Raw genomic sequence first — 20,485 nt, 5'->3', positions numbered from 1 at the left:
CAGTCTTGCGGCAAAATCATGGCATGTGCCCAAGGCTGCCACATTTTTAATCACCCGCAGCCGGCAACGCCAATACATAAGAAGCAGGGCTGCTTTGCGCCATGCGCATGACCAAATAGAAACGCGCGCCCCGAACGGCGCGCGCGAATAGCTTCAAGTCATTGATTTTATGCAGGGATCTTGACGACCACCTCAGTCTTGTCGCCGGCTTTCGGCTCAAAGCCTGAAGACTTTGTCTTGGTTCCATTGACTTCGAGCGAGATGGTCTTGGCCTTTTTGTCGCGGATGACGCGAACCTTGACCTCGGCCCCCAGCATCTTGAGCGTGGCGGAGTAGCCGTCCCAATGGCTGGGCAGTTTCGGCCGGAACGTGATCTGCTTGCCGCGTCGCTCGATGCCCAGAATGCCTTCGACGGCAGCTCGGTAGAGCCATCCGGCCGACCCCGTATACCAGGTCCAGCCGCCGCGACCGCCCTTGCCTTCACCGGAATAGATGTCGGCGGCGACGACGTAAGGCTCGACCCGGTAGTGCTCGGCCGATGCATCGTCGAGCGCATGGTTGACCGGGTTCAGCATCGAGAAGCAGCGATAGGCATCGTCGGTGCGGCCCATTTCGGCGAGCGCGATCACGAACCATGTGGCCGCATGGGTATACTGGCCACCATTCTCGCGCACACCCGGCGGGTAGCTCTTGATGTAGCCGGGGTCCTTTTGCGTGTTCTGGAAGGCTGGGGTGAACAGCTTGACGATCTTGAGCTTGTCGTCGACGAGCAGGTTCGTCGCCTGCTGCATCGCCGTGGTCGAGCGCGCCGGGTCGCCCTCGCCGGAGAGCACGCTCCAAGACTGGGCAATGGAGTCGATCTTGCACTCGTCCGAATTGTGAGAGCCGAGCGGCGTGCCGTCATCGTAGCTGCCGCGCCGGTACCACTGGCCATCCCAGGCGGTGCTTTCCAGCGCCCGCTTCAGCACGTCGGCGTGCTTTGTCCAGGCCTGTGCCCGCTTGGCGTCGCTTTGCCCCTTGGCGACAGCGGCAAAGTCGCCAAGCGTCTTCAACAGGAACCACCCCAGCCAGACACTCTCGCCCTTGCCGGCTTCGCCGACGCGGTTCATGCCGTCGTTCCAGTCGCCGCCGAGGATCAGCGGCAGCCCGGCCGGGCTGCTGCGCTTGACGGCGAGGTCGAGCGCCCGCGCGCAATGGTCATAGAGAGAGGCATGCGTCTTGGAGATTTCCGGCGTGAAGAAGGCATCATGCTGACCCTCTTCGAGCACCTGCCCGTCAATGAAAGGCAGTTGCTCCTTGAGGATTGAGTTGTCGCCGGTGACCTCGATATAGCGGTTGGTCGCGTGCGCCAGCCAGACCACGTCGTCCGAGATCAGCGTGCGCACGCCGGCATCGGTGCGCGGCAGCCACCAATGCTGCACGTCGCCTTCTGGGAACTGCCGGCGTGCCGCGTTGAGGATCTGGTCGCGCGCCAGCTTCGGATCATGCGCCAGCAGGGCCAGCGTGTCCTGCAACTGGTCGCGGAAGCCGAAGGCGCCGCTTGCCTGGTAGAAGGCCGAGCGGGCGCGGATGCGGCAGGCCAGGCTCTGATAGGGCAGCCAGTGATTGACCATGGCGTCGAGCGCCTTGTCCGGCGTCTCGACCTGGATGGTGTCGAGGAAGCCGCGCCAGACGCGTTCATTGTCGGCCAGCCGCTGGTCGAAATCCTTGCCCGAATGGGTCTGCACCAGCGCGCTTGCCTCGGCCGGATTGGCGGCGTCGCCAAGCAGCCAGATCAGCGTGACGTCGCCACCGGCGGGAATGTCGATGTCGCTGGCGACAGCGGCGCATGGATCATCGCCGGCCTCGACACGGCCCGACAGGCCGGCGCCGCTGACGACGGCGTGCGGGAAGGCACTGGTGCCTTGCCTGCCGATGAATTCGCCGCGATCGGCGGTCACCGAATGCACCGGACCGGTGGCGGCCAGGAAGGCCACCCGGTCGCCGAAATCGAGCCCGTACGGATTTTGCGCCAGAAGCGCGCCGGTCGCTGAATCCCTCGACGGAATGATGGTCGCCGCCGTGCTCGAGCGATGGCTGCCGAGAACCCATTCGGCATAGGCATAGACACGAAGCCGCGCCGGTGCCGAGCCCGAATTCTGGATACGCAGGCGCGTGATCTTCACCGGATCGGCGGGATCGACGACATGCGTCAGATCCATCGACAACGGACCGCGCTTCGACCGGAAGGTCGAGAAGCCCTGGCCGTGCCATGTCTCGTAAGTCATGGCGGGATCGCGCACCACGGCCGCGAGCGGCGAAAACGCCTTGCCGCTGGCGTGGTCGTAGATATAGACGCCCTCGCCTGGCCGGTTGGTGACCGGATCGTTGGACCATGGCGTCAGCTGGTAGTCGCGGCTGTTGCGGCTCCAGGTGAAGGCGGCGCCTTCGGCCGAAACATGGAAGCCGAACGAGGCGTTGGAAACGACGTTGATCCAGGGCTGCGGCGTCGTGCGCCGGCCGGCGAGACGGGTGACATAGTGGCGGCCATCGCCTTCGAAACCGCCGAAGCCGTTCCATTGGCTAAGCCCGCTGCCGTCGGCACTGGCGTCAGACGCAGCATGGTATGCAGGCGCCACCGGCACTGGCAGAGCCGTTTCGCGAAGGGTCGAAGCACCCGCCGGCTGCAAGGCATCGCGGGCCTGCAAGGCTGCCGCCTCGGCGCGCTCGATCTGGTCGAAGATGGTGCCGTTGCGGGTGTGCAGAACCACACGGGCGACGGCCAACAGCGTCTTGTAGGTCGCCTCGTCCATCAGGTCGCGGCGCACGGCGAAGATGTGCTGGCGCGGCCCAAGCTCCTTGCCGCGCAGGCGGCTGTTTTCGCACAGTGTCTCGACCGCGCGCTGCAGGTCCTGCACATAGGACGAAGCCTGCTCGTTGACGACGACGAAGTCGATCATCATGCCGCGGGCGCGCATATACTCCTGAAAGCGCAGCGCCTGGGCAACGATTTCGAGGTCGGCGACGTCGCCGATGCGGACCAGGAAGATCGGGAAGTCGCCCGAAATGCTGGTCGGCCACAGGCTGGACTGCTTGCCCAGCCCCGAAGCGATGGATTCGGCCGGCAGGCGCAGGAACGGATCGGGATAGATCAGGTAGCGCGCCAGCTTCTGTACATTGGCGGCGTCGGTCAGGCTCAGACCAAGATGGCGGGTCTGCACCTGGCTGCGGGTCCAGGCGAGCATCGCCTGGCGAGCAAAGCTTTCGGGATGGTCGAGCCTGGCGATGGCCTCGTCCAGCTCGGCGCGGTTGGCGCCGACGGCGGTCCAGAAGGTCAATGAGATCTTCTTGTTGGCCGGCACCCGCACCTGGCGGCGAAGCGCCGCGACCGGATCGAGCGTGAAGCCGTGATGGCCGCCAAGCTTGGCGCCGGGGTCGAAAGCTGCGGCCTCGGCGATGGTGCGGCCACGGCCGATGAAGGCGCGGCGGTCGGTTTCGGCCTCGGCATCGCGCGCTGATCCCGAGGGATCGGTGACGAAATGCACCATGGTGACGTCGGGCTCGTTCTTGTCGCGCTTGCGCCTGGTGGCGAAGATGGCGCCGTTATTGGCCGATATCTCGGTCTCGATGAACATTTTCGAGAACGCCGGGTGGGCATTGTCGGAGGCTTCATTGCCCAGCACCAGCTCGGCGAATGAGGTCACCTCGATGTGCCGGTCGGTGGCGCCGTCATTGTAGAGCGTGACGCGCCGGCCCTCGCCATTGCCTTCCGAGATGACGATGCATTCGACCTCGGAACGCAGCGAACCCACGGTTTTGACGAAGCTCGCCTTGTCGTCGGAAAACAGCGTCTGAACCCTCTCGCCGCTCGCCTGCTTCGGCTCGGCGGTGGCCGACCACCAGTCGCCGGTGCCGGCGTCGCGCAGGAAGATGTAGGAACCGAGCCGGTCCTCGGTCGGGTCCGGCTGCCAGCGGGTGACGGCGAGTTCGCCCCAGCGGCTGTAGCCGGAGCCGGTCGCCGAGACCATGACGGAGTAGCGGCCGTTGGACATGACGCTGGTGGCGCGCAGCGCCTTAAGCGGATCGAGGATGATGCGCGAGTCCGGGCTTTCGACCTCGGTCTCGTCCTTCGAGCGCTCGTCGGCTTCGGTCCTGACGGTGGCAGTCGGGATGTCGCGCGGCGCCCTCTCCTGCAGCAGGAGTTCGGCAGACTCGATCACCGGATCGCTATGGAAACGGTCGCGCAGCCGGCCTTCGAAGATGGCGTCGGCAACCGCGGCGATCGACATGCCGGAGTGGTGGGCCATGTAGTTGAGCACGACGGCATGGTCGGTGCCTTCCGGCACGCGCTGCGGCGTGAAATCGACGGCGTCATAAAAGCCGTGCCTTCCCAGCGCGCCAATCGAACGCAGCCTGACCAGATTCTGCACGGATTCGCGCGGTGTGAACTGCGCGGCGAGGATCGTGGCGTAAGGCGCGATCACCGTGTTCTGGCCAAGGCCGCGCTTCAGGCCAAGTCCCGGAACGCCGAAATTGGTGTACTGGTAGGTCAGTTCGCGGTCGCGGGCGTTGTAGGCTGCTTCCGAAATGCCCCACGGCACGTTCTTCGAGCGGGCATACTGGATCTGGCGCTTGATGATCAGCTTGCTGGTCTGGTTGAGGATCGAGCCTTGCGGCTCCTTCATCACCAGCGGCGGCATCAGATACTCGAACATCGAGCCCGACCAGGACATCAGCGCGCCCTGGAAGCCGATCTCGACGATGGGACGTCCGAGCCGGAACCAGTGCTCGGTCGGCAGATCGCCCTTGGCGATGGCAAACAGGCTGGTCAACCGTGCTTCGGAGGCGAGCAGATCGTAGCAGCTCTCGTCGAGCTGGTGTTCCTCGACCCGGTAGCCGATCGAGAGCAGTTTTCTTTCCTGGCGCATCAGGAAGGAGAAATCCATTTCGAAGGCATAGCGGCGGCAGCGCTCGCGCAGCGCGAGCAGCTTGGCGCGCAAGGCTTCCACCGCGTTCTCGTCGCTGTGCGAGTCATGCACATGCGCCTCGCAGGTCGCTTCCAGGCGCGCCGCCCAGTCGGCTATGACATCACTGCGCTGCGATGCAGCCTCGGTGTGGATGGCGGTGGCGAGCTTGCGGATCTCGCCGGCCAGCACGGCCAGATTGATGGTGCGGATCGAGGCCATCTCCGGCTGCGCTTTGATGGTCATGACAGCCCGCCGCATGCCGTCGAGACGGTCGGCGAGCCGCTGGCGCAGCGGTCTCAACTGCCGGCGGTCGTCAGGCAATTCCTCAAGGCTCTCGTCGAGGATCGTCACCGTGTCGAGGACGCCTTCGAAATCGCCCTGCAGATGGACGGATGGAGCTTCGGCCCATTCGGCGCAGGCAGCCGCCACCGCGACCAGATGGCCGGCGAGATTGCCGCTGTCGACGGCCGAGATGTAGAGCGGATAAAGCGGCTTCAGCGTCGTGGTGTCGTACCAGTTGAAGAGATGGCCACGGTTGCGCGGCATGCTCTCGATGGTGGTCATCGTCGCGTCAATGCGGGTGATGGCGTCCGAGAGCGCAATCCAGCCGAAATCGCGCGCCGATACCACAGACAGGAGATAGACGCCGATATTGGTCGGCGATGTCCTGGGCGCCACCACCGGCGCCGGGCTTTCCTGGAAATTGTCGGGCGGCAGGTTGTGATGCTCGGCCGTAACGAAGGTTTCGAAATAATGCCAGGTGCGGCGCGCCACAGTGCGCAGCGCGTGGATGTCGGCCTGCGATATGCGCAGGCGGTCCTCGGTCTCGGCCGAACGGCTGATCCAGCAGGCAACCGCCGGCGAACCGATCCAGAACAGAGCGAAGAAGAAGGCGACGAAGGCGCCGGTGGAATCGGCCAGTACGGCGATAGCGAGACCGACGACGCCGATGATCACGGCGCCATACATCATGCTGTAGTAGGAGCCGAGATCGTTGTCGCCGCCCTTGTGCGCCTGCGACGCGGTGCGCCATTCCAAAAGGTTCTGGCGGCTGACGAACAGGCGGTAGAGCGTGCGCACAATAGCATCGCCCATCATCCAGGCATTGTGCGCCATCAGCAGCACCTTCAGCGCCACCAGAGCCGTGCCGAAGACAGTGTCACGCGCCAGAGCGGAGAAATGGCCGCGTGGCGTCTGGTCGCCGCTCTTGGGCAAGATGGCGTTGATGACATCGAAGGTCGGCGCCATGAACAGCGAGAGGATCAGCAGCGCCTGCCATTGCGCAGCCTGCGTGAACGGCAGCAGCGTCCAGCCGGCGATCGCCGCCATCACCCAGAAGATCGGGGTCAGCGAGCGGCGCAGATTGTCGACCATCTTCCAGCGCGACAGCGCCGGAACGCCCGAACGTGGGCTGAAGATGAAACGCAGCAACTGCCAGTCGCCACGCGCCCAGCGGTGGTGGCGCGAGGCGTCGACCGAATAGCGGGTCGGATAATCCTCGACCAGTTCGACGTCGGTGACGAGGGCTGCACGCGCCAGCGCGCCTTCGAGCAGATCGTGGCTGAGGATGGTGTTTTCCTCGATGCGGCCCTTCAGCGCCGCCTCGAAAGCATCGACGTGATAGAGGCCCTTGCCGGTGAAGGAGCCGTCGCTGAAGACGTCCTGGTAGAGATCGGACACCGCAAAGACGTAAGGGTCGAGACCGCTGTTGGACGAGAAGACGCGCTGGAAGAAAGAGGCGTCGTCGCCGCTGGTGAGCGAGGCTGTGATGCGCGGCTGCAGGATGGTGTAGCCGGCGGTGACGACACGCTTGGCCGTGTCGAAATGCGGACGGTTGAGCGGATGGGCGAGCTTGCCGACCAGCGACGACACCGCGTCGCGCGTTGTGCGCGTGTCGGCGTCGAGCGTCATGACGTAGACGACCTTTTCCGGCAGCGGCACGTCGAGCGGCAGGAAGGTGGTGTCGCTGTCGCCGCGCAACAGCAGGTTCAATTCATGCAGCTTGCCGCGCTTGCGTTCCCAACCCATCCAGGCGCCCTGCGCCTGGTTGTAGAGCCGGCGGCGGTGCAGGATATAAAAGCGCGGCGCGCCTTCCGAGGGGTAACGGGCATTGAGCCTGGCGATCTCGTCGCGGGCATATTGCAGGATCTCGATGTCGGCGGCGTCGATCTCGGTCTTGGAATCCGGCCAGTCCGAGAGCAGCGCGAAATGGATCTCCTCGGCCGTATTGGCGAGATGATGCACCTCGATGTTGCGGATGTTTTCCTCGACATCGTCGCGCGAGCCGATCAGCGAGGGCACCACGACCAGCGTGCGCGAGACGGCCGGGATGCCATGCTTGTAATCGTAGCCGACAAGCCGCGTCGGCTTCAGGAACAGCGAGACGACGGTGTTGAAGAAAGCGAGCGCGCCTTCGCTGGCCGGCACCGCAAACAGCGCCAGCATCAGCGTGATCGATGCCACCGACAGGCCGAGATGGGCGAGTGCGTTGCCGGAGAGAACGAGCAGCAGCACCGTCAACAGGAAGACCGGCACGACGATACCGAGCCAGCCGGTGGCGGTGAAGGCGCGCTTGAAGGTCACATAGAAAGGCGGCCGGTAGCCGATCGCCTTTTCCAGGTCCGGCCGGCGCGGGCCGACCAGGAAGAAGCCGACATCGGTGTGCATAGCCGGATCGGCTGATGCATCCGGCACGCCGGAGGCATCGGTGACGCCCGGCACGTGGCTGGCCAGTTCGATCGCCTTTTCGGCGACGCGGAATTCGGAAAGGTCGGAACGGCGCGCCAGTTGCTCGATCGAGGTGCGGTACTGATCGCGCGAAAAGAAATCGAGCGCGGCGAAATCGGTGCGCTCGCGCAGCAGCGTGTCGATGCGGCTGACGCCTTCAAACCACACCGTCCAGTCGACGTCGTTGATGAGGCGCAGGCCACGGATGATGTTGCCGGTGGTGACATTGCCGCTGGACAGCGTGCGATGCTCGGAAATGATGATTTCCTCGGCGTCCGAGCCGGTCTTCTCGAGCTCGACCTCAAGCCATTCCAGCGCCCTGCCGGCATTTTGCGAGCCGTCGCGCAGGCGGTAGAGCAGCTGGGTGGCAAAGGTGGTGTCCTGCGCATGCGCGCCGTAGCTCGACAGGATCTTCTGGCGATCGGCATTGTCGTCGGTCGCCAGCACGCGGTCGGCGACCTCGTTGGCGATATGGCGCATCTGCCGGGTGCGGTCGACGCGCACCGCGATGCGGCGCAGGTTTTCGATCAAAACGAAGCGCAGCAGCGACGGCAGCGCCCAGAGTTCACCGATCTTCAGCGGCTCGACCGACTGAAAACCCTCGACGATGGATTTGAACATCGTCGCCGAGACGGAACTGTCGGAATGGGCGACGTAGCTCCAGGCGAGGGCCAGCGCGCGCGGAACGGTGGCGCCGTCGGACAGTTTCAGGGTCGGCAACTGCCGGTAGAAACGGCGCGGCAGGTCTCGCTTGACCTGGAAGATCGTCTCCTCGACCAGATAATTGTTGTCGAGCAGCCATTGGGCGGCCGGCGTGATGGTTTCGCCCCTGGCCTGGGCGGCATTGGTCGAACGGTAGACTTCGAGGATTTTCTTGGCGCTGTCGCGGATGCGGGCCTGGAACTCGAACGGCGTCAGGCCGAACAGGTCCTTGATGTCGCCCTTGGCAAGGCCTTCGCCCAGCGCGCGCAGCCGCTCTTCGGGCAGGAAATTGGAGCGTATCGGCTCTTCGGTGATCACCGGGAAGCTGGCGCTGGTCTTTTCGATATGGGCAGGATTTGTCTGGATATTCATTGAAAATTCCGCATGGGGGACGCGATGCGGCGTCACCGCCACGGCAATGTCCCTAAAACCGTTTCAAATGCAATTGGTTGCATGATTACACTGGCCGAAAGTTTTGCTTCGCACCACGCCAGGGGCGTTATCCCTTCGACATTTCAAGGAGGGGTTTTCGACAAACAAGGACGAGCACCCCTACCCTCCCGTCCGCTCTGGAACGACGGAAGGATTCAGGCTTTTTCGTGATCCAGGCAACAGCTTACGCCAGATTTCTCCGGCGTGCGATCATGTTTGGCAACAGGCGTTAATCGTTGCTGGCGGACAACTAGCGGGGACCATGCCCTCGCCTTCACCTGAACCCCAGCGCATTGTTCACGCGGCAAGCCTGGAAACAGGCCTGCAGGACTTCGTCAAAGGATCAAATTATGTAGTCGAAATTCGCTATCGAACAATCGGTGAGCTTGACGCTCACGTACCATTGAAGCTGCGGCGTCAGATATCCTGCACGGTCGGTTCGCTGGTTCACAGCTTTTCCACACACGATCGAAATTTCGGTATCCGTCGAAATGGAAATGATATGAAACGTTCTCCCAGACCCTTGCGGCTCCACGAAAGTTGCATCCCCGATGGAGAGTGTCCCTCCAATAAATTCATCCCTGTCGACTTGAACCAATACGGGGCTGTAATTGTATTGTATTACTCCGAACAGGATAATTACTAAAACTACTAATAATGAAATCCTCTTTATCATCTGCCGCGCCCGGTTTCCATTGCGATGATTTTTTTCAGCAGTTGATCATCGCTGCCACCGAAGCGGCTAGTCGAGGCTGCCGATGCGTATCACGAACACAGTCGTGGCACGCGCCGGCTCCAGGCGCAATTCCGCGACGTCCGGGCCGAGCAGCAGCGTGTCGCGCAGTCCCAGTTGGACGGTCGCCGGGCCGGTCACACCGACCTCGCCGTCGAGCGGCAGGATCAGGGTCGTTGGGGTCGTGGGCCGGATGGTGACCTCAGCCGAAACCAGCAGGCGCTCGACCGTGTGCGTGGCTCGCCCGCGGCGGGTCATGACGTTGAGGTCGGTGATCGGGCCGGAAATCAGCGCGGCCGTGGTCGATACATCGGCCGGGAAGGCAAGTGGGGCGGACGCCGCCGTCACTTCGGCTGGCGGCCGGCCGGCAATATCAAGCACGATGCCCTCGCCTTCCAGCACGGCCAGCGTGCGGTCGACGCCGGCAAAGCCGGAAAACGGCCCGCCGCCCTCGACGCGCGCCATTGAGACGCGCCAGTCGAAATCGTCGAGCCCGGCGCCGTCAGGCGACACCGTGATTTCGGTCGTCGTGCCGCCGCCATTCTTCCACGGCATGGTGCGGTAGTCGGCGGCACGAAGGATGCGCATCGCCAATCAGCCGAGAATGCCGGGCAGATTGAGCTGGTGCTCCTTGGCGCATTCAATGGCGATGTCGTAGCCGGCATCGGCGTGGCGCATGACGCCGGTCGCCGGATCGTTCCACAGCACGCGCTCCAGGCGCCTTGCGGCGTCCGGCGTGCCATCGGCAACGATGACCATGCCGGAATGCTGGGAAAAGCCCATGCCGACGCCGCCGCCATGGTGCAGCGACACCCAGGTGGCGCCCGACGCGGTGTTGAGCAGCGCATTGAGCAGCGGCCAGTCGGAGACGGCGTCGGAACCGTCCTTCATCGCTTCCGTCTCGCGGTTCGGCGAAGCGACCGAACCGGAATCCAGATGGTCGCGGCCAATGACGACGGGCGCCTTCAATTCGCCCTTGGCCACCATCTCGTTGAAGGCGAGGCCGAGCCTATGGCGGTCACCGAGACCGACCCAACAGATACGCGCCGGCAGACCCTGGAAGGCGATGCGCTCGCGCGCCATGTCCAGCCAATTGTGCAGATGGGTGTTGCCGGGGGTAAGTTCACGCACCTTGGCGTCGGTCTTGTAGATGTCCTCGGGATCGCCCGAAAGGGCTGCCCAGCGGAACGGACCGATGCCGCGGCAAAACAGCGGCCTTATATAGGCTGGCACGAAGCCCGGGAAAGCGAAGGCGTTTTCAAACCCTTCGTCCTTGGCGACCTGGCGGATATTGTTGCCATAGTCGAGCGTCGGCACGCCGGCGTTCCAGAAGGCAACCATCGCCTCGACATGCTCGCGCATCGACGCGCGCGCCGCCTTTTCGACAGCCTTGGGATCCGAGACGCGCTTTTCGCGCCATTCGGCCATCGTCCAGCCCTTGGGCAGATAGCCGTTGATCGGGTCATGTGCCGAGGTCTGGTCGGTGACCATGTCGGGGCGAATGCCGCGCCTGAACATTTCCGGCACGATCTCGGCCGCATTGCCGAGCAGACCGACCGACTTCGCCTCGCCGGCCTTGGTCCAGCGCTCGATCATTTCCATCGCTTCGTCGAGCGTCTCGGCCTTCTCGTCGACATAGCGGGTGCGCAGGCGGAAATCGATGGAGTCCGGATTGCATTCGATGGCGAGGCAGCAGGCGCCGGCCATGACGGCGGCCAGAGGCTGGGCGCCGCCCATGCCACCGAGACCGGCGGTCAGGATCCACTTGCCCTTGAGATTGCCATTGTAGTGCTGGCGGCCGGCTTCGACGAAGGTCTCGTAAGTGCCCTGCACGATGCCTTGCGTGCCGATATAGATCCACGAGCCGGCCGTCATCTGGCCGTACATCATCAGGCCCTTCTTATCGAGCTCGTTGAATTTGTCCCAGGTCGCCCAGTGCGGCACGATGTTGGAGTTGGCGATGAGCACGCGCGGCGCGTCGGCATGGGTGCGGAAGACGCCGACCGGCTTGCCGGATTGCACCAGCAGCGTCTCGTCCTCATTGAGGGTCTTCAGCGAGGCGACGATGCTGTCGAAATCGTTCCAGGTGCGCGCGGCACGGCCGATGCCGCCATAGACGACCAGCTCGTTGGGGTTTTCGGCGACATCGGGATCGAGGTTGTTCATCAGCATGCGCAGCGGCGCTTCGGTCGTCCAGTATTTGGCGTTGAGCTTGTCGCCGCGGGGCGCACGCACTTCGCGGATGTTGTGGCGAGGATTGTTCATCATTGTCCCTTTCGAGTAAGGCGGCGTCTCAGCGCCCGGCCCAGTCAATGGCGGATTGGAGGATTTTGGTCAGTGTGGCGCGCATCGGCGCGGCAAACGCGGCATCGTAAGGCACCGGCCAATTGTCCGGTTCGCCCTTGCCTTCGGGCTCGCGCAGATAGCCGCGATCGGCAAGTTCCATCTGCAAGGCATGGTAGCCGCCTTGCGGATTGCCGAAGTAGCGCGTGATCCAGCCACCCTTGAAACGGCCATTGATGACATTGCTTTCACCGCTTTCGGCCATGATCTGGCCGACCAGCGCCTGCAGCGCCGGGTCGGCGGTCTGGCCGTCATTGGTGCCGAGATTGAACACCGGCAGCGTGCCGTAGAACAGACGCGGCAGCACCGAGCGAATCGAGTGGCAATCGTAGATGACGACTTTTTCATGCAGGCCACGCAGCCTGACGGCCTGGGCCGCCAGCATTTCATGGTAGGGCACGAAATAGGCTACGCGGCGCCGGTCTATCTCCGACGGCGTCGGTTCCGCGCCGGGCAGATAGAGCGGATCGCCGTCGAAAGTCTCGGTCGGGCAAAGCGTCGTCGTCGTCTGGCCGGGATAGAGCGAAGCACCGGACGGATCGCGGTTGACGTCGATGACGGTGCGCGAGATCGATGTGTGCACGACCGTCGCGCCGAGGCCGGCGGCGAAATCATAGAGATTGTCGATCCACCAGTCGCAATCGCGGCGGCCAAGCCAGGGCGAGACCAGCCGGTTATCGATGCCGGCGAGATCAGTGCCGGTGTGCGGGATCGACACCAAAAGGGGTGCCGTGCCTTCCGTTACTGTCAGCCAGTCGGTCATGTCAGGCTCCCGAGATCGAAGGCAGTGTTATCGCGCCGGCCGCCTTGATGGCAGCGCCACTGCGCACCATGGCGATCGCCTTTTCCATGTCGGGGTGGAAATGCCGGTCGGTGTCGAGATGCGGCACCTCGGCGCGAACCAATTTGCGGACGGCTTCCAGCGCTGCGCTCGACGCCAGCGGCGCATGGAAATCGCAGCCCTGTGCGGCAGCCAACAGTTCGATGCCGATAACGGCCGTCGCATTCTCCACCATGCCGATCAGCCGGCGCGCGCCATGTGCGGCCATCGAAACATGGTCTTCCTGGTTGGCCGAGGTCGGGATGGAATCGACTGATGCCGGATAGGCCTTCTGCTTGTTTTCGGAGACGAGTGCTGCCGCGGTCACCTGCGGGATCATGAAGCCGGAGTTGAGGCCGGGCTTAGGCGTCAGGAAGGCCGGCATGCCGGAGAGCGCGGGATCGACGAGCATGGCGATGCGGCGTTCCGACAGCGAGCCGATCTCGCAGACGACAAGCGCGATCATGTCGGCGGCGAACGCGACCGGCTCGGCGTGGAAATTGCCGCCGGAGAGTGCGGTGTCGTCTTCGGCGAAGATCAACGGATTGTCGGTGACGCCATTGGCTTCGGTGCCGAGCGTGTCGGCGGCCTGGCGCAGCACGCTCAATGCCGCACCCATCACCTGCGGCTGGCAGCGCAGGCAGTATGGGTCCTGCACGCGCTCGTCGCCGACGCGGTGCGATTCACGGATGGCGCTGCCGGCCATCAGATTGCGCAAAGCTGCCGCCGTCTCGATCTGGCCGGGGTGCTTTCTCAGGAGATGAATGCGCGGATCGAACGGGGCGTCGGAACCCTTGGCGGCATCGGTCGACAGCGCGCCGGCGACCAGCGCCGACTGGTAAAGCACTTCGGCCTCGAACAGGGCGGCCAGCGCATAGGCGGTGGAAAACTGGGTGCCATTGAGCAGCGCCAGGCCTTCCTTGGCGCCGAGCGTCACCGGCTCCAGCCCGTGCGAGACGAAAGCGACCTTGGCCGGGAAACGGCCATGCGGGGTAAAGCATTCGCCGACGCCGATCATAACCGCCGTCATATGCGCCAGCGGCGCGAGATCGCCGGAAGCGCCGACCGAGCCTTGCGCCGGCACCACGGGAATGACGTCATTGGCGAGCATGGCTTCCAGCAGTTCGATGGTTTGCGGCCGCACGCCCGAGGCGCCCTGCGCCAGGCTGGCGAGTTTTAGCGCCATCATCAGCCGAACAACGGCGACCGGCATCGGCTCGCCGACACCGGCAGCGTGCGACAAAACGATGTTGCGCTGCAGGGTTTCCAGATCGGCCGCCGGGATGCGGACGCTGGCCAGTTTGCCGAAGCCGGTGTTGATGCCATAGACCGGCTCACCCTTGGCGACGATGCGCGCCACCGCCTCAGCACTCGCCTTGATCTTGGGCCGGCAGGAGGCGTCGAGCTTCGGCACGGCACCACGGTAAATGGTGCGCCAGTCGGCCAGCGTTGCATTGCCGGGCTTCAGGTTGAGTTCGGTCATTGTCCTCTCCAGATGCGGGCATGAAGCGGGTTGAAGCCCATGCGGTAGACGAGTTCAGCCGGGCGCTCGATGTCCCAGATCGCCAGATCGGCGGATTTGCCAGCTTCCAGTGTACCGGTCTGACCAAGCAGGCCAAGCGCGCGGGCGGCCTCGCGGGTCGTGCCGGCCAGGCATTCCTCGACGGTCAGACCGAACAACGTCGCGGCCATGTTCATGGTCAGAAGCAGCGAGGTCAGCGGCGAAGTGCCGGGATTGTTGTCGGTGGCGACCGCCATTTTCACGCCGTGCTGGCGAAACAGACCGATCGGCGGCTTCTTGGTTTCGCGGATAAAGTAGTAGGCGCCGGGCAGGATGGTCGCCACGGTGCCGGCCTTGGCCATCGCCACGGCGCCGGCCTCGTCGGTGTATTCGAGATGGTCGGCCGACAGCGCGCCGTAGCGGGCGGCAAGGGCCGCACCATTCAGATTGGACAGCTGGTCGGCATGAAGTTTTACGGGCAGGCCGAGTGCGGCGGCCTTGTCGAACACCCGCGCGATCTGTTCCGGCGAAAAGGCGATGCCTTCGCAAAAACCATCGACGGCATCGGCCAGGCCCTCGGCGGCGATGGCCGGCAGGATCGTGTTGGCGACCAGATCGACAAAAGCGTCCTTGTCGCCCTTGGCTTCCGGCGGCAGCGCATGCGCGCCGAGGAAGGTGGTGCGCACCGTCACCGGACGCTGCTTGTCCAGGCGCCGGGCAGCGCGCAGCGACTTTTGTTCATTTTCGAGATCGAGCCCGTAGCCCGACTTTACCTCTACTGTGGTGACGCCCTCGGCCATCAGCGCATCGAGGCGCGGCAGCGTCTGCGCAACAAGCTCGTCTTCGCTGGCGGCACGCAAGGATTTGACGGAGGACACGATGCCGCCGCCGGCGCGGGCGACCTCTTCATAGGTGGCGCCGGCCAGCCGCATCTCGAACTCGTTGGCGCGGTTGCCGGCATGGACGAGATGGGTGTGGCAGTCGATGAGGCCGGGCGTGATCCAGCGGCCTTCGCAATTGGTGGTCTCAGCGCCCTGTGCGAGGGCTGACGGCATGTCCGTTTCCGGCCCGGCATAGACGATGACACCGTCGCGAGCGACGATCGCGCCCTTCTCGACGATGCCCAGTCCGGCAGTGCTTTCGGCCATGGTCGCCAGGCGCGCATTGCGCCAAAGGTGAAGGCCCCCTGCCCGGCTTTTGTCTTGTGCCGCCATCATCTTTTCCGTTTGATTGGATGGCGATTATGTATATACATATTGAAACGCACTGCAAGTGCTATGTTCAGGAAACACGGAGAAAAACGTGACGTCGATCTTTGCGGAACAGGCGCTTCTGGCCGATGGCTGGCATGACAGAGTGCGGATTTCGTTGACCGACGGTCGCATCGCGGCCGTCGAGCCGGGCTCCTCACCGCAAGCCGACGACGAGCGGCACGCCATTGTTGTCCCCGGCATGCCGAACCTGCACAGCCACGCCTTCCAGCGCGGCATGGCCGGCCTTGCCGAATTGCGCGGCCCTTCGGCCGACAGCTTCTGGAGCTGGCGCGAGGTGATGTACCGCTTCGCGCTGTCGATGACGCCGGACCAGGTCGAGGCGGTTGCCGCACAGCTCTATGTCGAGATGCTGGAGGCCGGGTTCTCGCGCGTCGGCGAGTTCCACTATCTCCATCACGACCGCGACGGAAAGCCCTATGCCAACCTCGCCGAGATGGCCGAGCGCATCGCGGCTGCATCCGCCGAGACGGGTATCGGCCTGACGCTGCTGCCGGTGTTTTACGCGCATTCTTCTTTCGGCGGCGCTGCGCCCAATGAAGGCCAGCGGCGATTCATCAACGATGTGAATCGCTTCGGGCGCCTGCTTGAGAAAAGCCGCGAATCGGTTCGCGCGTTGAATCAAGCCGTCGTCGGCGTCGCCCCGCACAGTCTGCGCGCCGCGACGCCGGAGGAACTCAACACCGTTGCCGCCATGGCGCCGGACGGACCGATCCACATCCACGTCGCCGAGCAGGTGAAGGAAGTCGAGGACTGTCTGGCCTGGTCCGGGGCGCGGCCGGTCGAATGGCTGCTCGCCAATGCCGGGATCGACAAAAGCTGGTGCCTGATCCATGCCACGCATATGACCGAGACTGAGACCATCGGCATGGCCAAAAGCGGCGCCATTGCCGGCCTCTGCCCAATCACCGAGGCCAATCTCGGCGACGGTACCTTCGCCGCACCGCTGTTCACCCAACATGGCGGCCGCTTCGGCGTCGGCTCCGATTCCAATGTGCTGATCGGGCTGCCGGATGAATTGCGCCAGCTCGAATATTCGCAGCGCCTGGCGCATCGCGCCCGCAATGTGCTGGCGGTCGCCGGCGGCTCGACCGGGCGCGCTTTGTTCGACGCCGCGCTGGATGGCGGCAGCGCCGCACTCGGCGCCGGCCCTTCGCGGATCGCCACCGGTGGCCCGGCTGATTTCGTCTCGCTCGACCAGAACAACCCTTCTCTGACCGGCAAGAAAGGCGATGCCATCCTCGATGCCTGGATCTTTGCCAATGGCGGCAAGGTCGATTGCGTCTGGGTGCATGGCAAAAAACAGGTCAGCGGCGGTCGGCATGCCAGGCGTGAGGCGATCGCGGAGCGCTTTCGCCAGGTGATGACGGCGCTTTCGGCATGAGTATTATTACAGAGACAGCGGCGGTGGAAGGCGGCGGTTCGCTGCACCAGCGCATCCTGTCCGACATCAGCGAAAAGATCCTGTCCGGCGTCTGGGCGCCGGGCTTTCGCATCCCGTTCGAGCACGAACTGACGGCCGAATACAATTGCTCGCGCATGACGGTGAACAAGGCGCTGTCGCAGCTGGCCAAGGCCGGGCTGATCGAGCGCCGCCGCCGTTCGGGCAGTTTCGTGCGCCAGCCGCAGTCGCAGGCGGCCGTGCTGGAAATTCACGACATCAGGATCGAGGTCGAGGCGCTGGGGCTGCCCTATCGCTACGAGCGTGTCGCACGGCAGAAAAGGCGCAGCAGCGCGGGGGATCGAGCCTTGCTGGAGCTTGGCGCCGCCGGACAGGTGCTGGCGCTCGAATGCCGGCATTTCGCCGGCAAGCGCCCGTTCGCCCACGAACAGCGGCTGATCAATCTCGCCGCTGTCGCGGAAGCCGGCGAGGAGGAGTTTCTAGATATCGCCCCCGGCCCCTGGCTGATCGGCCGCGTGCCATGGAGCGAGGCCGAGCACCGCATCCGCGCGGTGGCGGCCGACAGGCACATTGTCGAAGCGCTCGATATTGCAATCGGCGCGCCATGCCTGGTGGTCGAGCGCCGGACCTGGAGCGCCGAGCACCCTGTGACGCAGGTGAGGTTCACCTATGCCGCGGAGAGCCACACGCTGGTGGCGAGGTTTCGGCCTTCGCAGGGCTGAGTGATCTCCCCCACGAGGGGGGAGATCAGCAGCTTCAACGCTTTAAATCGCAGCCGTAATAATGATCTCAACCACATACTCCGGGCCGGCGAGCTTGGCTTCGCCGGTGGCGCGGGCGGGCGTGTTGCCTTGCGGCACCCACTTGTCCCATTCCTTGTTCATCTCGGCGAAGGTGCCCATGTCGGCCAGCCAGATGATCGCCTGCAGGATCTTGGTCTTGTCCGTGCCGGCCTTGGCCAGCAGTTCGTCGATGGTGGCCAGGATCGACTTGGTCTGGTCGCCGACGCTGGCGCCGGGCGTTCCGACCTGGCCGGCCAGGTAGACGGTGTTGCCGTGGATGACGATCTGGCTCATGCGCGGGCCAACATCGATGCGACGAATGCTCATGGGAGGTTCCTTCCTGTTGTCGGTGGCGCCTGTTTAAAGTTGGCGCCGGCTTCGGGCAAGGCCAACAGCGCGAAACCTCTTGAGCCTGGGTTGGATGTTGGGGCGCAAATGTCTATCTGCGCCGAGGGATTTCTTTCCGGCGCGGATTGCCGACCTCGCTCGAGAGTGGCAAGACTCTGCGCCAAACCAGATTGCGAGGATGAGAGCCATGGAATATCGCGAAATCAGCGAGGATTATTCGGTATCGGGCCAGATCCAGCCCGAAGATGCCGCCGCCATCAAGGAGGCCGGCTTCAAGAGCGTGATCTGCAACCGGCCGGACGACGAGCAGCCCGGCCAACCCTCAGCCGACAGCGTCAAGGCCGCAGTCGAAGCCGCCGGCCTTGCCTTCCGCTACATTCCAGTGATCAGCGGCCAGATCACGGCCGAGAATGTCGAGGACCAGGCCGAGGCGCTCGACGCGCTCGAAGGCCCGGTGTTTGCTTATTGCCGGTCTGGTGCGCGGTGCACGAATTTGTATGGGCTGATCCAGCAGTCGAAGGGTTGAATATTCCTCGCGCAAGGTGTGCTGAGATTCAGGTCAGGCCGAGTCGAAAATGGTGGCTTACGAGAACCGGAGCGGAGCGTACTTAAGTACGTGAGCACCGGAAGCGTAGGAAGCCGCCGTTTGCAGACCGGCATCACCTGAATATCAACACACCTTAAATCGGCAGCGCACCGGTTTCCTTGAGCGTCTCCAGCACGATCGCAGTCTTCACATGCTGCACCGATTCGTGCGGCAACAGCACGCCGTTGACGAATTCCGACAGTGATTTGAGATCGGGCGTCACCACCTTCAAGATATAATCCATCTCGCCGGTCAGCGCATGCGCCTCCTGCACCTCCGGCAGCCGCGCCAGCAGTTCGCCGAAGCGCCTGGCATTGTCGCGGTTGTGGGTGGCCAAGGTCACCGAGATGACGTTGACCAGCGAGAAGCCGAGTTTGTCGCGGTCGAGCACGGCGCGATAGCCCTTGATGTAGCCGTCTTCCTCCAGCCGCTGGCGGCGGCGCGAGCATTGCGATGCCGACAGGTTCACGCGTTCCGAGAGGTCGTTGTTGGTGAGCCGCGCGTCGCCCTGCAATAGAGCCATTATCTTGCGGTCGAATTGATCGATGCGCGTGTCATCCATGGATTTATCTCCATTTATGCATGAATTACGCACGAGATGATCATTTCAAGCGTTTGAATGCAAGCACCGTGCGGCCACTTCGCGCTATCATTGGATATCTCGTGGTCCGATGTGGCCACCATCCGTTTGGAGGAATGCCATGGGTCCCTTCCCGCACGACGCCCCGCCCGCCAAGATCAGCAAGGAAAACCCGGCCGGCACCGACGGTTTCGAGTTCGTCGAGTTCGCGCATCCGGAGCCGCAGAAGCTCGCCGAACTGTTCACCCGCATGGGGTATGTCGCGGTGGCCAAGCACCGCACGAAAGACATCACCGTCTGGCGCCAGGGCGACATCAACTATGTCGTCAATGCCGAGCCGGGCTCGCATGCGATGAAGTTCGTCGACAAGCATGGCCCCTGTGCGGCCTCGATGGCCTGGCGTGTTGTCGACGCAAAACATGCCTTCGACCATGCGGTGTCGAAAGGCGCCACGCCTTACGAAGGCAATGACAAGGCGCTCGACGTGCCGGCCATTGTCGGCATTGGCGGCTCGCTGCTCTATTTCATCGATGCCTATGGCAAGAAGGGCTCGGCCTATGATGCCGAGTTCGAGTGGCTGGGCGAGCGCGATCCGCGGCCGCAAGGCGTCGGCTTCTATTTCCTCGACCACCTCACCCACAATGTCTATCGCGGCCAGATGGACAAATGGTGGGATTTTTATCGCGAGTTGTTCGGCTTCAAGCAGATCCATTTCTTCGACATTGACGGCAAGATCACCGGCCTGGTCAGCCGCGCCATCACCTCGCCCTGCGGCAAGATCCGCATTCCGCTGAACGAATCCAAGGACGAGACCAGCCAGATCGCCGAGTATCTGAAGAAGTACAATGGCGAAGGCATCCAGCACATCGCGGTCGGCACCGATGAGATCTATGCCGCCACCGACAAGCTCGCCGACAATGGGCTGAAATTCATGCCCGGCCCGCCGGAGACCTATTACGACATGTCGTACAACAGGGTGAACGGCCATGACGAGCCGATCGAGCGGATGAAGAAGCACGGCATCCTGATCGACGGCGAAGGCGTGGTCGATGGCGGCATGACCAAGATTCTGCTGCAGATCTTCTCCAAAACCGTGATCGGGCCGATTTTCTTCGAATTCATCCAGAGGAAGGGCGACGAAGGCTTTGGCGAAGGCAATTTCCGCGCGCTGTTCGAATCGATCGAGCAGGACCAGATCAAGCGCGGCGTGATCAAGGTGGATGGCAAGGCGGCGTAACGCCAAAAATTGCCAACGCCGAACTGCCCCTCACCTGCCTGCCGGGCAATGAGGGGCGGCGCGAATATCGGAATG

Annotated in this window: 12 protein-coding genes; 4 read left to right on the top strand and 8 right to left on the bottom strand. The window is 63.6% G+C overall.

Features of this window, described 5'->3' with window-relative positions; translation table 11 throughout:
* Positions 1-167: 167 nt before the first annotated feature.
* From AC1DZ8_RS15200 to hutI, 6 genes are all read right to left on the bottom strand, one after another.
* Positions 168-8,747 carry a glycoside hydrolase family 94 protein gene (locus AC1DZ8_RS15200; RefSeq protein WP_477304450.1) on the bottom strand — a complete coding sequence of 2,860 codons (8,580 nt, stop codon included), beginning with the start codon at positions 8,745-8,747 and terminating at the stop codon, positions 168-170.
* A gap of 802 nt (positions 8,748-9,549) precedes the next feature.
* A complete protein-coding gene (locus tag AC1DZ8_RS15195; RefSeq protein ID WP_477304452.1) occupies positions 9,550-10,128 on the bottom strand; it encodes a HutD/Ves family protein in 579 nt (192 codons plus the stop codon).
* A 6-nt stretch (positions 10,129-10,134) separates the two neighbouring features.
* Positions 10,135-11,805 (bottom strand): urocanate hydratase, encoded by a 1,671-nt coding sequence (hutU, locus tag AC1DZ8_RS15190; RefSeq protein WP_477304566.1) that lies wholly within the window; start codon positions 11,803-11,805, stop codon positions 10,135-10,137.
* A gap of 28 nt (positions 11,806-11,833) precedes the next feature.
* Entirely contained in the window at positions 11,834-12,646 is an 813-nt protein-coding gene (hutG, locus tag AC1DZ8_RS15185) for an N-formylglutamate deformylase (RefSeq protein WP_477304454.1), read from the bottom strand.
* Position 12,647: 1 nt separating this feature from the next.
* Positions 12,648-14,186, bottom strand: coding sequence for a histidine ammonia-lyase (gene hutH, locus AC1DZ8_RS15180; protein WP_477304455.1), 1,539 nt, complete (start codon positions 14,184-14,186; stop codon positions 12,648-12,650).
* Positions 14,183-15,418 (bottom strand): imidazolonepropionase, encoded by a 1,236-nt coding sequence (hutI, locus tag AC1DZ8_RS15175; protein ID WP_477304457.1) that lies wholly within the window; start codon positions 15,416-15,418, stop codon positions 14,183-14,185. Before hutI ends, hutH begins: the two co-directional genes overlap by 4 nt.
* Positions 15,419-15,506: 88 nt before the next feature.
* Here hutI and AC1DZ8_RS15170 point away from each other — a divergent pair, with 88 nt between their 5' ends.
* Entirely contained in the window at positions 15,507-16,859 is a 1,353-nt protein-coding gene (locus AC1DZ8_RS15170; protein ID WP_477304459.1) for a formimidoylglutamate deiminase, read from the top strand.
* Positions 16,856-17,599 (top strand): histidine utilization repressor, encoded by a 744-nt coding sequence (gene hutC / locus AC1DZ8_RS15165; RefSeq protein WP_477304461.1) that lies wholly within the window; start codon positions 16,856-16,858, stop codon positions 17,597-17,599. The genes AC1DZ8_RS15170 and hutC overlap by 4 nt, the downstream gene beginning before the upstream one ends.
* 42 nt (positions 17,600-17,641) lie before the next feature.
* Here the strand turns inward: hutC and AC1DZ8_RS15160 are convergent, their stop codons facing one another.
* The gene (locus tag AC1DZ8_RS15160; protein ID WP_477304463.1) at positions 17,642-17,986 is read right to left on the bottom strand and encodes a RidA family protein; all 345 of its coding nucleotides are present in this window, start codon (positions 17,984-17,986) and stop codon (positions 17,642-17,644) included.
* Positions 17,987-18,194: 208 nt separating this feature from the next.
* Here AC1DZ8_RS15160 and AC1DZ8_RS15155 point away from each other — a divergent pair, with 208 nt between their 5' ends.
* Positions 18,195-18,533 carry a protein tyrosine phosphatase family protein gene (locus tag AC1DZ8_RS15155; protein WP_352592462.1) on the top strand — a complete coding sequence of 113 codons (339 nt, stop codon included), beginning with the start codon at positions 18,195-18,197 and terminating at the stop codon, positions 18,531-18,533.
* 154 nt (positions 18,534-18,687) lie between these two features.
* Here AC1DZ8_RS15155 and AC1DZ8_RS15150 read toward each other — a convergent pair whose 3' ends face one another.
* Positions 18,688-19,155, bottom strand: coding sequence for an Lrp/AsnC family transcriptional regulator (locus tag AC1DZ8_RS15150; protein ID WP_112565006.1), 468 nt, complete (start codon positions 19,153-19,155; stop codon positions 18,688-18,690).
* 139 nt (positions 19,156-19,294) lie between these two features.
* Here AC1DZ8_RS15150 and hppD point away from each other — a divergent pair, with 139 nt between their 5' ends.
* On the top strand, positions 19,295-20,410 hold the full coding sequence (hppD, locus tag AC1DZ8_RS15145) for a 4-hydroxyphenylpyruvate dioxygenase (protein WP_477304466.1): 1,116 nt from the start codon (positions 19,295-19,297) through the stop codon (positions 20,408-20,410).
* Positions 20,411-20,485: the final 75 nt, after the last annotated feature.

Source organism: Mesorhizobium sp. P2_F7, assembly GCF_056403695.1.
Note: the sequence above shows the minus strand (reverse complement) of the source record. Positions and strands in the feature narration are given on the sequence as shown.